Annotated in this window: 13 protein-coding genes; 4 read left to right on the top strand and 9 right to left on the bottom strand. The window is 67.1% G+C overall.

The window, feature by feature from the left end; all coding sequences use genetic code 11:
• Window positions 1-39: 39 nt before the first annotated feature.
• The 5 genes from dapB to hrcA all read right to left on the bottom strand — a co-directional run bounded on the left by dapB (window position 40) and on the right by hrcA (window position 5,885).
• Window positions 40-852: a 4-hydroxy-tetrahydrodipicolinate reductase gene (dapB, locus tag C693_RS0103225; RefSeq protein WP_017460815.1), complete on the bottom strand. Its 813-nt coding sequence runs from the start codon at window positions 850-852 to the stop codon at window positions 40-42.
• A 52-nt stretch (window positions 853-904) separates the two neighbouring features.
• Window positions 905-2,023 (bottom strand): molecular chaperone DnaJ, encoded by a 1,119-nt coding sequence (gene dnaJ, locus C693_RS0103230; protein ID WP_017460816.1) that lies wholly within the window; start codon window positions 2,021-2,023, stop codon window positions 905-907.
• A gap of 131 nt (window positions 2,024-2,154) precedes the next feature.
• Window positions 2,155-4,074 (bottom strand): molecular chaperone DnaK, encoded by a 1,920-nt coding sequence (dnaK, locus tag C693_RS0103235; RefSeq protein WP_017460817.1) that lies wholly within the window; start codon window positions 4,072-4,074, stop codon window positions 2,155-2,157.
• A 146-nt stretch (window positions 4,075-4,220) separates the two neighbouring features.
• Window positions 4,221-4,742 carry a nucleotide exchange factor GrpE gene (grpE, locus tag C693_RS0103240; protein WP_017460818.1) on the bottom strand — a complete coding sequence of 174 codons (522 nt, stop codon included), beginning with the start codon at window positions 4,740-4,742 and terminating at the stop codon, window positions 4,221-4,223.
• An 81-nt stretch (window positions 4,743-4,823) separates the two neighbouring features.
• Window positions 4,824-5,885, bottom strand: coding sequence for a heat-inducible transcriptional repressor HrcA (gene hrcA / locus C693_RS0103245; RefSeq protein ID WP_017460819.1), 1,062 nt, complete (start codon window positions 5,883-5,885; stop codon window positions 4,824-4,826).
• Window positions 5,886-6,026: 141 nt separating this feature from the next.
• Between hrcA and recN the strand changes: the two genes are divergently transcribed.
• A complete protein-coding gene (gene recN / locus C693_RS0103250) occupies window positions 6,027-7,700 on the top strand; it encodes a DNA repair protein RecN (RefSeq protein ID WP_017460820.1) in 1,674 nt (557 codons plus the stop codon).
• Between the two features lie 3 nt (window positions 7,701-7,703).
• On the opposite strand, the gene C693_RS0103255 is transcribed toward recN, so the two are convergent.
• Complete coding sequence (locus C693_RS0103255) at window positions 7,704-8,342, bottom strand: response regulator transcription factor (RefSeq protein WP_017460821.1); 639 nt, start codon at window positions 8,340-8,342, stop codon at window positions 7,704-7,706.
• A gap of 63 nt (window positions 8,343-8,405) precedes the next feature.
• On the opposite strand from C693_RS0103255, the gene C693_RS20995 reads away from it, so the two are divergent.
• Entirely contained in the window at window positions 8,406-10,013 is a 1,608-nt protein-coding gene (locus C693_RS20995) for an MASE1 domain-containing sensor histidine kinase (RefSeq protein WP_043598403.1), read from the top strand.
• 309 nt (window positions 10,014-10,322) lie between these two features.
• Here C693_RS20995 and fur read toward each other — a convergent pair whose 3' ends face one another.
• Window positions 10,323-10,742, bottom strand: a complete 420-nt coding sequence (fur, locus tag C693_RS0103265; RefSeq protein ID WP_017460823.1) for a ferric iron uptake transcriptional regulator — start codon at window positions 10,740-10,742, stop codon at window positions 10,323-10,325.
• A 74-nt stretch (window positions 10,743-10,816) separates the two neighbouring features.
• Here fur and C693_RS0103270 point away from each other — a divergent pair, with 74 nt between their 5' ends.
• On the top strand, window positions 10,817-11,248 hold the full coding sequence (locus C693_RS0103270) for an outer membrane protein assembly factor BamE (RefSeq protein ID WP_017460824.1): 432 nt from the start codon (window positions 10,817-10,819) through the stop codon (window positions 11,246-11,248).
• Window positions 11,249-11,269: 21 nt separating this feature from the next.
• Here the strand turns inward: C693_RS0103270 and C693_RS0103275 are convergent, their stop codons facing one another.
• Both C693_RS0103275 and C693_RS0103280 read right to left on the bottom strand, forming a co-directional pair.
• Entirely contained in the window at window positions 11,270-11,569 is a 300-nt protein-coding gene (locus C693_RS0103275; protein WP_017460825.1) for an RnfH family protein, read from the bottom strand.
• On the bottom strand, window positions 11,562-11,993 hold the full coding sequence (locus C693_RS0103280) for a type II toxin-antitoxin system RatA family toxin (RefSeq protein ID WP_017460826.1): 432 nt from the start codon (window positions 11,991-11,993) through the stop codon (window positions 11,562-11,564). The genes C693_RS0103275 and C693_RS0103280 overlap by 8 nt, the downstream gene beginning before the upstream one ends.
• A gap of 92 nt (window positions 11,994-12,085) precedes the next feature.
• Here C693_RS0103280 and smpB point away from each other — a divergent pair, with 92 nt between their 5' ends.
• Window positions 12,086-12,577 (top strand): SsrA-binding protein SmpB, encoded by a 492-nt coding sequence (smpB, locus tag C693_RS0103285; RefSeq protein WP_017460827.1) that lies wholly within the window; start codon window positions 12,086-12,088, stop codon window positions 12,575-12,577.
• The last annotated feature ends 35 nt before the right edge of the window (window positions 12,578-12,612 follow it).

Below are 12,612 nucleotides of genomic sequence, written 5' to 3' on the forward strand. Positions count from 1 at the left end.
TCGGAGCGGCGCGCGCACCCGGTGCGTGAACGCCCGGTGTCAGCCGCCGCTTCGCTCGGCGAGCATCGCATCCAGGTCGTAGCTGCCCGGCGGCTTCCCGGCCAGCCAATGCGCAGCCTCGATTGCGCCTCGCGCGAAGATGCCACGGTCGGTGGCACGGTGCGCGAGCTCCAACCGCTCGCCGTGCCCGATGAGCATGGCGGCATGCTCGCCAACGATGTCGCCGCCGCGAATCACGGCAAAACCGATCTCACCTGGCTTGCGTGGCCCCTTTCGGCCTTCCCGGGCAAACACTGCCTGTTCGCCGAGCGTCACCCCCCGCCCGGCAGCGGCGGCCTCGCCCAACAGCAGAGCGGTACCTGAGGGGGCGTCCTCCTTGCGGTTGTGGTGGGCTTCGAGGATCTCCAGATCCCACTCTGCCAGTGCGGCAGCGGCCTGCCGCAACAAGCGCGAGAGCACCGCCACCCCGAGACTGAAATTCGCCGAGCGCAGGAGCGCTATGCGCCCGGCCGCGTGCGCCAGTCGTTGCTCGACCGCGTCGCCCACGCCGGTCGTGCCGACCACCAAGGCCGCGCCGCTGTCCAGGCAATGCTGGAGGGCCGCCTGCAGACCCTCGGGGCCGCTGAAATCGATCACCACGTCGAGAGCGGGCACGCTGGCCCAATCGTGGGTGAAACGGAGCTGGCTGCCGTGCGCAACCGGCGCGCCCATTTCCTGGGCGTCAGCGGCCGTGATTGCCGCAACGAGGTCGAACCGGCGATCCCGTCGCAGCAGGTCGACGAGCACGCGCCCCATGCGTCCGGTGGCCCCATTGACCGCGACGCGAACAACCTCACCCATGATCCGCTCCATCAGACGAAACCCTCAGGATATCCATCATGCCCGACCGGGCACGACCGGCACCTCAGGAGGTAACCCGCGACCAGAACTGCTTGACCCCGTCGACCCAGGTCTTGGCACGCGGCATGTGCTTTCCGGCATCGCCCGCGGCGAAGCTGGCCTCCAATTGCTCCAGCAGCTCGCGCTGCTCCTTGGTCAACCGCACTGGGGTCTCGACCACCACCCGGCAGATCAGATCGCCATGCCGGCCGCTGCGTACCGACTTCACGCCGCGGCCGCGCAGGCGGAACTGCTGGCCGGTCTGCGTCTCCGGCGGGATGGTGACCGGCACCTCGCCCTCCAGCGTGGGTACGGCCAGTTCCGCACCGAGCGCGGCCTGGGAGAAGCGGATCGGCACCTCGCAGTGGAGGTCGTTGCCGTCGCGCTGGAAGATCGCGTGCTCGCGTACGCGCACTTCCACATAGAGGTCGCCGGATTCGGCGCCGGCCGGTCCCGCCTCGCCCTGCCCGGCCAGGCGGATACGGTCGCCGGTATCCACGCCGGCAGGAATGCGCACGGACAGCTTGCGGGTCTCCTCCAGCCGCCCCTCGCCATGGCAGTGTCGGCAGGGCTTTTCGATCGCCTGGCCGCTGCCGCCGCAGTGCGGGCATGCCTGCTGGATCGAGAAGATGCCGTTCTGCATGCGCACGCGACCATGGCCGTGACAGGTCTTGCAGGTGACGGTCTTGCCGTCGGCCGAGCCCGAACCGTTGCAGTGGTGGCAGTTCACCTGGGTGGGAATCTCGATGGTGCGCTCGATGCCGAACACCGCCTCCTCGAGATCCAGCTCCATGATGTAGCGCAGGTCGGCGCCGCGGCGGGCACGCCCACGGCCACCGCCGAAGATGTCGCCAAAGATGTCGCCGAAGATATCGCCCATGTCGCCGAAACCGGCGCCACCGCGGCCACCCATGCCGCCTTCGAAGGCCGCGTGACCGTGCTGGTCATACATTGCGCGCTTCTGCGCGTCGGCCAGTACCTCGTAGGCCTCCTTGGCCTCCTTGAACTTCTCCTGTGCCCCGGGATCGTCGGGATTTCGGTCCGGGTGGTACTTCATGGCCAGGCGGCGGAAGGATTTCTTCAGCTCCACCTCGGTGACGCTGCGCTCGACGCCCAGCACTTCGTAGTAGTCACGCTTGCTCATTCATCACACCCGAAACTCGATCACTTCCCCAACGCCGGACAGGCTGCCGGCGCCCTTCCAAGCAAACAGCCCGCGCCGGCTTGCGGCGCGGCGCGGGCTGATTTTCCGTCGATGTCGTCGACGGACGTGGCTTACTTGTTGTCGCCGTCCTTGACCTCGGTGAACTCGGCGTCGACCACGTCGTCCGGCTGCGCCGAGCCACCGCCCGGAGCCGACTGGGCACCGGCATCGCCGCCGGACTGGGCCGCGGCATACAGCGCCTGGGCGACCTGCTCAAGCTTCTCGACCTTCGCCTCGATCGCGGCCTTGTCGTCGCCATCCTTGACCTTTTCCAGGTCGGACAGCGCACCCTCGATGGTCGACAGCTGGTCGGCCGGCACCTTGCCGCCGTGCTCCTTCAGCGCGCTGCGGGTGGCATGCACCAGCTGGTCGGCCTTGTTGCGGGCACCGACGAGCTCGTGGAACTTCTTGTCTTCTTCCTTGTTCGCCTCGGCGTCGGCGACCATCCGCGCGATCTCTTCCTCGGACAGGCCCGAACCGGCCTTGATCTCGATGCGCTGCTCCTTGCCGGTCTTCTTGTCCTTCGCCGACACATGCAGGATGCCGTTGGCGTCGATGTCGAAGGTCACCTCGATCTGCGGCATGCCGCGCGGCGCCGGGTCGATGCCCTGCAGGTCGAACTTGCCCAGCGACTTGTTGGCACTGGCGCGCTCGCGCTCGCCCTGCAGCACGTGCACGGTGACCGCGGTCTGGTTGTCGTCGGCGGTGGAGAACACCTGCGAGGCCTTGGTCGGCACCGTGGTGTTCTTCTCGATCAGCTTGGTCATCACGCCGCCCATCGTCTCGATGCCCAGCGACAGCGGGGTGACGTCCAGCAGCAGCACGTCCTTGACCGAACCACCCAGCACGCCACCCTGGATCGCCGCGCCCACGGCGACGGCCTCGTCCGGGTTGACGTCCTTGCGCGGCTCCTTGCCGAAGAAGTCCTTCACCGACTCCTGCACCTTGGGCATGCGGGTCTGGCCACCGACGAGGATCACCTCGTTGATGTCGGACACGCGCAGGCCGGCGTCGTTGAGTGCGGTGCGGCACGGTTCGATGGTGCGCTTGACCAGATCCTCGACCAGCGCCTCGAGCTTGGCGCGGGTCAGCTTGATGTTCAGGTGCTTCGGACCGGAGGCATCGGCCGTCACGTACGGCAGGTTGACCTCGGTCTGGTGGCTGGAGGACAGCTCGATCTTGGCGCGCTCGGCCGCGTCCTTCAGGCGCTGCAGCGCCAGCGGATCCTTGCGCAGGTCGATGCCCTGGTCCTTCTGGAACTCCTCGACCAGGTAGTCGATGACGCGCATGTCGAAGTCTTCGCCACCCAGGAAGGTGTCGCCGTTGGTGGCCAGCACCTCGAACTGCTTCTCGCCGTCGACCTCGGCAATCTCGATGATCGACACGTCGAAGGTGCCGCCGCCCAGGTCGTACACCGCGATCTTGCGGTCGCCGCCCTTCTTGTCCAGGCCGTAGGCCAGCGCGGCCGCGGTCGGCTCGTTGATGATGCGCTTGACGTCGAGGCCGGCGATCTTGCCGGCGTCCTTGGTCGCCTGGCGCTGGCTGTCGTTGAAGTACGCCGGAACCGTGATCACCGCCTCGGTGATGGTCTCGCCGAGATAGTCCTCGGCGGTCTTCTTCATCTTCATCAGCACCTTGGCCGAGATCTCCTGCGGCGCCATCTTCTTGCCGTCGGAGGTCTGCACCCACGCGTCGCCGTTGTCGTGCGCCACGATGCCGTAGGGAACGATGTCCAGATCCTTCTGCACCTCGGCATCGGTGAACTTGCGGCCGATCAGGCGCTTCACCGCGTAGAAGGTGTTCTTCGGATTGGTCACGCTCTGGCGCTTGGCCGAGGCACCGACCAGCACCTCGCCGTCCTTGTTGAAGGCGACGATGGACGGCGTGGTGCGATCGCCTTCCGAGTTCTCGATGACCTTGACCGAGGTGCCGTCCATGACGGCCACGCACGAGTTGGTCGTGCCCAGGTCGATGCCGATGATCTTGCCCATGTGTGTGCTCCGAAATTTTCTAGCGGCCCCCGCGGCCGCGGACTGGTTTCCAGAATGGGGCCCGGGCCTGGCGATTCAATGCCGATCGGGCCTCCTGATTGGTGTCTGGCTTGACGTCGGTCAATCGACCGGCGCCCGGCGACGCCTCACTCCTGCGCCACGGCGACCAGCGCCGGTCGCAGCAGACGGTCGTTCAACACGTAACCCTTCTGCAGCACGCTCACCACCGTGCCCGGCGCCTTGCCCGGCGCGGCGACCATGCTGACCGCATGGTGGCGTTCCGGATCCAGCGGCTGTCCGACCGGATCGACCTGCGCCATGCCGTTGGCCTCGGCCACCTTGAGCAGCGCCTTCAGCGTGAGGCTGATGCCCTCGCGGATCGCCGCCACGTCACCGCCTTCCACCGCCAGGCCGCGCTCCAGGCTGTCGTAGACCGGCAGCAGGTCGTTGAGCAGCTTTTCGTTGGCGAAGCGACGCGCCTGCTCCAGGTCACGCTGCAGGCGACGGCGCTGGTTTTCCAGGTCCGCCCGCTCGCGCAGCACGCTCTCGCGAAGCTCGGCGTTGCTGGCCTCCAGCTCGACGATGCGTGACTGCAGCGCCGCCAGATCTTCGGCCTGGCCGGCCGTTTCCCGGCCCTGCTCCGGCGCCTGCGGATCGTTGTTTTGCATAATCCCACTCCAGCAGAAAACCCGGGCCGGCAAGGCTTGCCGACCCTCGAAACATGCGGGGAACCCCGCCTCCCGGGGCGTTTATGAGGTCGGCGCGGCCCGATTCAAGGCGTCGCTGAGCAGCCCGGCGGTCGCCTGCACCACCGGAATCACCCGCTCGTAGGCCATGCGCGTCGGTCCGATCACCCCCACCGCCCCCATCACCCGACCGTGGGCACCGTAAGTAGCGGTGACGACGCTGCATCCATCCAGTGCGGTGAAGCCCGATTCCTCGCCGATGAACAGTCGCACGCCCGGCGCCCGGGCGCACATCTCCATCAGCTGCAGCAGCTCGTTCTTCTTCTGGAACGCCTCGAACAGCTCGCGCAGGCGGTCCAGGTCGGCGAGCTCGGCGTAGTTCATCAGGTTGGTCTGGCCACTGACCAGCACATCCTCGCCCTCGCCCACCGGGGCGAACGAGGCGGCGGCCAGCTCGACCGAACTGGCCAGCAGCCGGTTGAGCTCGCTGCCGGCCTCGCGGATCTCGCGCAGCAGGTGCGCGCGGATATCGTCCAGCCGCAGCCCGGCGAAATGGGCGTTGAGGTAGTTGGCCGCCTGTTCCAGCTCGCGATTGTCCAGTGGCTTGGCCAGGCGGACGATGCGGTTCTGCACCTGGTTGTCGGCGAACACCAGTACGACCAGCACCTGGGCATCCGGCAGGGCCACGAAATCAATGTGACGAAGCGGAAAATCGCCCTGTTTGGGTACGGTGACGACACCGGCGAAATGGGTCATTGCCGAGAGCAGCGAGGACACGTTGCCCAGCAGGTCCCGCGTGGTCGCCGGCTGCGGTGGCAGCTCGCGCTTGAGCCGCGCCATGTCATCCCGATGCAGCGGCTGCAGTTCGATCAGGCTGTCCACGAACAGGCGCAGCCCGCGTGGCGTGGGAATGCGCCCGGCCGAAGTGTGCGGCGAGGCGACCAGGCCGGCCTCCTCCAGGTCCGCCATGATGTTGCGGATGGTCGCCGGACTGACGTCCAGGCCGGATGAGCGCGACAGCGTGCGCGAGCCGACCGGCTCGCCGTCGGACAGATACTGCGCGATCAACGACCGCAGCAGGCTGCGGGCGCGGGCGTCGAGTTCGTGGCCATGATGCTGTCGCATGCGCTGTGGCAATCCTTGAGACGGGGAACAAATAAGGTGTGGCGAGCGGCTTTGCAAGCCGGACCGCATCCGGCGGCCGGGGGCCTCGCCCCTACCGCCCGCCATCCCTACAATTCAGCCTCTTCCATCGAACCGGTTTCCATGCTCACTTCGCTCTACGTCCGACACTTCGCCGTCGTTGAAGAAGCCGAAATCGTCTTCGGCCAGGGACTTACCGTGGTCAGCGGCGAGACCGGCGCCGGCAAATCACTGATGGTCGATGCCCTGATGCTGCTGGCCGGCGCCCGCGCCGACAGCGGCATGGTGCGTGCCGGCGCGGACCGCGCGGAACTGGCCGCGGAGTTCGACCTGTCCGGACTTCCGGAGGCCCGGGCCTGGCTGGAACGCGAGGAACTGGACGACGACGGCCACTGCCAGCTGCGCCGGGTGATCCGCGCCGAAGGCAGCTCGCGCGCGTGGATCAACGGCCGCCCTGCCAACGCCAGCCAGCTCGGCGAGCTGGCCGCGTTGCTGGTGGAGATCCACGGCCAGCACGAACACCAGGCGCTGCTTTCGCGGGGGCACCAACTGGCCCTTTTGGACGCTTACGCCGGGAACGAGGCCGCTCTCGGCGAGGTCCGCTCGCTGGCCGCCGAGTGGCGCGAAGTCGGTGCCCGCATCCGCAAGCTCAGCGGCGGCGAGGACCGCGACCGCCAGCTCGAGCTGCTTCGCCACGAGGTCGCCGAACTGGAGCAGTGGGCGCTGCCGCCAGAGGAACTGGCCGAGCTGGAGGCCTCGCACAAGCGCCTGTCCAACGCCGGCCGGCTGGCCGAAGGTGCAGCCGGGGTGGTCGACATGATCGACGGCGACAGCGAATTCGCGCTGCGCCGCGTGCTGGGCCGCACCCAGGCCGAACTGGCCCGGCTGGCGGCGATCGACGACCGGCTGCAGCCACTGCTGGAACTGGTCGACAACGCCACGATCCAGCTCGGCGAGGCCGCCGACGACCTCGGGCGGTACGCCCAGGACGTCGACCTTGACCCCGAGCGCTTCACCCAAGCCGACACCCACCTGGCCCGGCTGCACGAACTGGGCCGCCGGCACCGCCTGCCCACCGCCGATCTCCACGACAAGCTCGTCGCCCTGCGCGGCGAACTGGCCGAGCTGGAGGGCGCAGGCGAAGCGCTGGACGCGCTCGAAGCCCGCCGCGACAAGCTGCAGCAACAGTATGCGAAAGCCGCCGACGTCCTCGGTGCCTCCCGCCGCGACGCGGCCACTCGCCTGGCGGCGGAAGTCGGCGCCCTGATGGGCGAGCTCGGCATGGCCGGCGGCACGCTGGCGATCGAACTGGAGCCGGCCGGCGGCGGGGATCCCGACCCGCAGGGCCGCGAACGCTGCGAGCTGCTGGTCAGCGCCAACCCCGGACAGCCGCCCCGGCCGCTGCGCAAGGTGGCCTCCGGCGGCGAGCTCGCGCGCATCAGCCTAGCGATCGAGGTGGCCACGCTGGGCAAGGACACGGTCGGCACCATGGTGTTCGACGAGGTGGACACGGGCATCGGCGGAGCCGTGGCCGAAGTGGTCGGGCAGAAGCTGCGCTCGCTCGGCACCCGGCGCCAGGTACTGTGCGTGACCCATCTGCCGCAGGTGGCAGCGCAGGGCCACGCCCACCTGCAGGTGAGCAAGCGCAGCGACGGCGAGACCACCGCGACCCTGATCAAGGCGCTGGACGGGGCCGGTCGCCAGGCCGAGCTCGCGCGAATGCTGGGCGGCCTGGAGATCACCGCCGCGACGCGGGCCCACGCCAAGCAGATGCTGGAGCGGGCGCAGGCCGGCTGAGGCTCAGGTCGCCGGCCCGTCCAGCAGGCCGCGCTCGCTGGCCATCCGGTAGAGGTCCAGCTCCGAGCCGGCGCCGAGCTTGCCCATCAGGCTTGCGCGATGGATGTAGACCGTCTTCTGGCCGATACCCAGTTCGGCCGCCACCTGCTTGGGCGCGCGACCGGCTGCCAGCAGCAGAAAGACTTCCCGCTCGCGGGCGGTCAGACGCTGGATCGGGTCGAGTGCCTCGCTCGGCCGCTCGGCCCGTCGCTGGCGCAGGTCCGAGCTCAGGTAGCACTCCCCATCCATGACCGCCCGGAGTCCGGCAACGAGCTCTTCCGGAGCAACCCCCTTGGTCACGAAACCGCTGGCACCACGACGCAGAGCTTCCGAAACGTAAGGCTCGCCGTCGTGCATGCTGAGCACCACGATCCGGCTGCCGGGAGACACGCTGAGCAGGTGTTCGATCAGCGGCAGCCCGCTGCCGTCGGGCAACGACAGGTCGAGCGCCACGAGGTCGGGCGAAGTCCGGTTGATGGCATCCACCGCGTCATCGGCGCAGCGGCACTCGGCCACGACCTCCAGGTCGGGCTCCATCTCGATCAGTCGCTTGAACCCCTCACGCACGATGGCGTGGTCGTCCACCAGAACAATGCTGTACATGCCCCTCTCCACCCAGCCGCACCCTCTCGACCGCGCCAAGCATCGCACATGTAACATGCCCCGATGCGGACCCTAACGACCCGGCTCCTGGCCTCCGGCCCGTTCCTCGGCGTGTGCTATCTGGCGGCCTGGCTGCTGTTGTGGCCGACCGAACAGCCCTACTGGATGCTCCCCTTCGGCCTGCGCTTCGGCGCCCTGCTGCTGACGCCGATGCGCCAGTGGCCGTGGTTGCTTGGCATGGAACTGGGGGCGAGCGTCTTCCTGGAGGTTCATCGCGACGAGGTGATGGGCTTGCTGGGCTTCCTGGTCGGAGACGTGCCGGATCCGCTGATCGTGGCCACCGGCCTGTGGCTGCTGCGCAAGGCCAACCTCCATCCGAGTCTGCGGGTACCGGAAGATGTGACCCGCCTGCTGCTGTCTGCGGTGCTCGTGGTCACAGCGACCACCGCGGTGGATGCCGCGCTGCTCGCCCTGATGCACCAGACCGCCCCGTCCAGCCCGATGATCGAGGCCCTGGGTCTGGATCTGCTGAGCAACTACCTGGGCGTTCTGCTGGTAGTGCCGCTGATGATCATGCTGGTCCGCGCCCGACCCAGCCGGCGCATGCTCGCCAACCTGATCATGGACGGTCTGCTGGTCATGCTGCCTTCGATGGCCATCCTGCTGATGCTTTCCGAGCATGCGGCGCCGCAGCCGCAGTTCGCCCGTGTGCTGTCGCTTGCCCCGGTGATGTTCTTCGCCTTTCGCCACGGCTGGCGCGGCGCCAGCCTGGCCATGATCACCACCAGCATGGGCATGAGCCTGGTGGACTTCGTGGTCGGACAACCGGTCCCCAGTGCCTCCGGCTATCTGTTCCTGGCCGTGGCGGGAACCGGTGCACTGATGCTCGGCTCCGCCACCGATGCCCTGCGCCGCAGCAGCGAGCGGGTCGCCGAACAGAATGTCTATCTCGCCGCCGTGAACCGCCGGCTCGATCAGCTTGCCCGCCAGCTGCGCGACGCCGCTCGCGGCAACCTGCAGGCCGAGGAAAGCCAGCGACGCTACATGGCCGCCGAACTCCATGACGAGCTTGGCCAGAACATCACTGCCATCCAGACGCACATGAAGCTGGCCCAGAGCCGGCTGCAGGCGACGGGAATGGAGGATGTGGTCCACTCGGTCAATGCCATCCTCGGACACATGCGCCGTGCGCTGCACCGGCTGCTGGACGATCTTCGCCCGGCCGTGCTGGACGAGTTCGGCTTGCTCCGGGCACTCGAAGAGGGTCCGATCAGGGATCTGCTGGACGCTGCCGGCGTGGAGTACGTCACCGATCTTTACGGCGACCCGAGATTGCTCGACGACGATACCCGCACTGCGATCTACCGTCTGGTACAGGAAAGCGCCACCAATACGGTCAAGCACGTCCAGGCCAGCCAGTTCCGGCTGCGGCTGCGCATTGGCGAGCGCCATGGCGCCCCGCTCGCCCTGCTGGACATCCGCGACAATGGCATCGGCCTTCCGGGGACGCTCCCGCGAGGGGGGCGTGGCTTGCAGGGCATGCGTGATCGCGTGACCTCGCTTGGCGGGCTGTTCCGCCTGCGACCGGGTGCACCGGGCGTCCATCTACGCATTTTGTTGCGTGGCAACATTTCGTCCGGCAAGGCCGACCCGCCGGTACGTCACGTCTAGGAATTTTTCTGATACCCGGTTCGTGAAGGCTTCGTTAGGATCCTTCCATCGATGTGGGGGAGCCGCCATTGCAAGATGGCGAGCCGAAGTCACCGTGGGGACGGTGGCTTCGAAGGGCGGCAAGGATTGCTGCTCGGCCGATACCTTCGGCGACAGGATTTTCGCGAGCAACTCGCCCGGATCCTTCGCCTTCAGGTAGCGGATAAGCCGCGGATGGACAGGAGTCCATCCGCGGCTTTTTTTCGCCCTTCTTTTGGCCAGCCCCTCGCCTGAGCGCGACCCCGGACGGTCACTCCCTGCCCGGGCGCGTCACCGGGACCGGCTGTCCTTGGAACGGACATAAAGCACCAGGCTGTGGTCGGCCAGCTCGTAGCCATGCTTGGCGGCGATCTCCCGCTGCAGGCGTTCGATCTCCTCGCTGACGAACTCGATGACCTTGCCGCTGTCTACGTCGATCATGTGGTCGTGGTGCTTGCCACGGTCGAGCTCATAAACCGCCTGCCCGCCCTCGAAATTGTGCTTCATCAGGATGCCGGCCGCCTCGAACTGGGTCAGCACCCGGTAAACGGTGGCCAGTCCGATGTCCTCCTGCGAAGCCAGCAGGCGGCGGTAGATGTCCTCGGCAGAGAGGTGGTGGACACCCTCTTCCTCGAAGATCTGGAGAATGCGCATACGCGGGTGGGTGACCTTCAACCCTGCCTTGCGCAGCTCTCTGGTTTCCTGATCCATTGCCGGCTCCGCGGGCGGTATCGCAAGGCCGTTAGTGTATCATCCGTGACCTTTACGTTCGGGACGCAACACGCATGCAAAAGCTGATTCGCACGCTGGGTTTCGCCACTCTGGCGCTTTCCTTGGCCAGTTGCCGACTCGTGTATACCCCCGACGTGCAGCAGGGCAACATCCTTACCAAGGACGCTGTCGAACAACTCAAGCCCGGCATGACCAAGCGGCAGGTGCTGGTCCTGCTGGGATCGCCCTCGGTGAGCGACCCGTTCGACCATGATCGCTGGGATTACGTCTCGACCCAGCAGCACCGCGGTGGTCCGATCAAGATCCGCACCTTCACCCTGACCTTCAACAACGACACATTGGTGCGCACCGAAGGCGACTTCTTCGCCGAAGACGCCGAGAAGCTGCTGAAGGAGACGCAGAAGTTCAAGGTGAGCTATCCGGTCGACGATGCCAAGGGCGACAAGAGCGAAGGCACGACTGACGCAGGCGGCGACCAGCACTGAGGCCGCATATAGCCTGTCCCCTCACCCGGGACGGGCCGCCCTCCGTCGGCGCGCTTCCTTCGGATCGGCGGTGAGCGGGCGATAGAGTTCCAGCCGGTCACCGTCGCCCAGGACGAATTTCTCGTCAACGCGGCGCCCGAATACGCCCAACCGCTTCGCACGGATGGCCTCGGCGGCGGTTTGGGGACATCCCGTGCGCTCGATAGCCGCGGCGGCATCGGCGACAGTCGCTCCCAGCGGAAGCTCGACAGATGTGCTCCATGCGGCGCCAGGCATGGCGACCACGACATCCACCTGGATCAGACCCGCTCGGTCAGCCATAAGCACGCCGGGCCTCGCGCGTGAAGTCTTCGACCATCCGGCCCGCAAGCCCCTGGAAACCGAGCTTGATGGCGCCGGCTCCGATCACGCCGCCGTAGTCGATGTCGAGCGAAAACGCGATCTTGCATCCGCTTTCCCCCAGAGCCTGGAACGTCCACAGGCCCTCCAGGCTGCGGAAGGGCCCGTCGACCAGACTCATCTGAAGGCGCTCGGGACGTTCGGCGGTGTTGCGGGTGGTGAAGCTCTGGTTGAAGCCGGCCATCTTGAGGTCGAGCCGCGCCACCATCATGTTCTCTCCGCGCTCCAGCACGCGGGAACCGGCACACCAGGCGAAGCGCTTTGGGTATGCTTCCACGTCGTTCACCAGATCGAACATCTGCGCGGGGGTATAGGTCACCAGCGCGCTGCGGCGGATTTCGATCACGCAAAGCCTCTCGACAAATCACGATTCAAAGGTTGGCCTGCCGGATATGAGGCCGACCCAGCACAGGGCAACCGCCCGGAAGTCTAGCGGACATGAGCAAGAGCAAGGACAAGGACACCAAGGGCGGCGGCACGATCGCGCTGAACCGGCGTGCCCGCCACGAGTACCACATCGATCAGCGCTACGAAGCGGGCATCGCCCTGCAGGGCTGGGAGCTGAAGGCATTGCGTGCTGGCCGGATCAACTTCGGCGAGAGCTACGCGATCGTGCGCGACGGCGAGCTGTTCCTTTACGGAGCCTCGATTCCGCCGCTGATCAGCGCCTCCACGCACGTCATCGCCGAGGATCGCCGCATCCGCAAGCTGCTGCTGCACCGTCACGAGATCGACCACCTGATCGGTGCCACCGAGCGCAAGGGCTACACCCTGGTACCTACCGCGATGTACTGGAAGGGCAACAAGGTGAAGGTCGAGATCGGCGTGGCACGCGGCAAACAGGAGCACGACAAGCGCGACACGGCCAAGGAGCGCGACTGGCAGCGGGAAAAGCAGCGCACGATGCGTTCGCACAACAAGGCCGCGTGATCGCATCCGTTCATTGAATGACGGCGTGCCGGCCA

The organism is Dyella ginsengisoli LA-4 (assembly GCF_000334915.1).
GTDB lineage: Bacteria > Pseudomonadota > Gammaproteobacteria > Xanthomonadales > Rhodanobacteraceae > Dyella_A > Dyella_A ginsengisoli_A.

Excerpts from the sequence above, each read along its gene's own strand:
- grpE (WP_017460818.1), bottom strand. The coding sequence starts at position 4,742 with ATGCAAAACAACGATCCGCAGGCGCCGGAGCAGGGCCGGGAAACGGCC.
- C693_RS0103270 (WP_017460824.1), top strand. The coding sequence starts at position 10,817 with ATGCAAAAGCTGATTCGCACGCTGGGTTTCGCCACTCTGGCGCTTTCC.
- C693_RS0103255 (WP_017460821.1), bottom strand. The coding sequence starts at position 8,342 with ATGTACAGCATTGTTCTGGTGGACGACCACGCCATCGTGCGTGAGGGG.
- C693_RS0103275 (WP_017460825.1), bottom strand. The coding sequence starts at position 11,569 with ATGGCTGACCGAGCGGGTCTGATCCAGGTGGATGTCGTGGTCGCCATG.
- recN (WP_017460820.1), top strand. The coding sequence starts at position 6,027 with ATGCTCACTTCGCTCTACGTCCGACACTTCGCCGTCGTTGAAGAAGCC.
- dnaJ (WP_017460816.1), bottom strand. The coding sequence starts at position 2,023 with ATGAGCAAGCGTGACTACTACGAAGTGCTGGGCGTCGAGCGCAGCGTC.
- dapB (WP_017460815.1), bottom strand. The coding sequence starts at position 852 with ATGGAGCGGATCATGGGTGAGGTTGTTCGCGTCGCGGTCAATGGGGCC.
- C693_RS20995 (WP_043598403.1), top strand. The coding sequence starts at position 8,406 with ATGCGGACCCTAACGACCCGGCTCCTGGCCTCCGGCCCGTTCCTCGGC.
- smpB (WP_017460827.1), top strand. The coding sequence starts at position 12,086 with ATGAGCAAGAGCAAGGACAAGGACACCAAGGGCGGCGGCACGATCGCG.
- hrcA (WP_017460819.1), bottom strand. The coding sequence starts at position 5,885 with ATGCGACAGCATCATGGCCACGAACTCGACGCCCGCGCCCGCAGCCTG.
- dnaK (WP_017460817.1), bottom strand. The coding sequence starts at position 4,074 with ATGGGCAAGATCATCGGCATCGACCTGGGCACGACCAACTCGTGCGTG.
- fur (WP_017460823.1), bottom strand. The coding sequence starts at position 10,742 with ATGGATCAGGAAACCAGAGAGCTGCGCAAGGCAGGGTTGAAGGTCACC.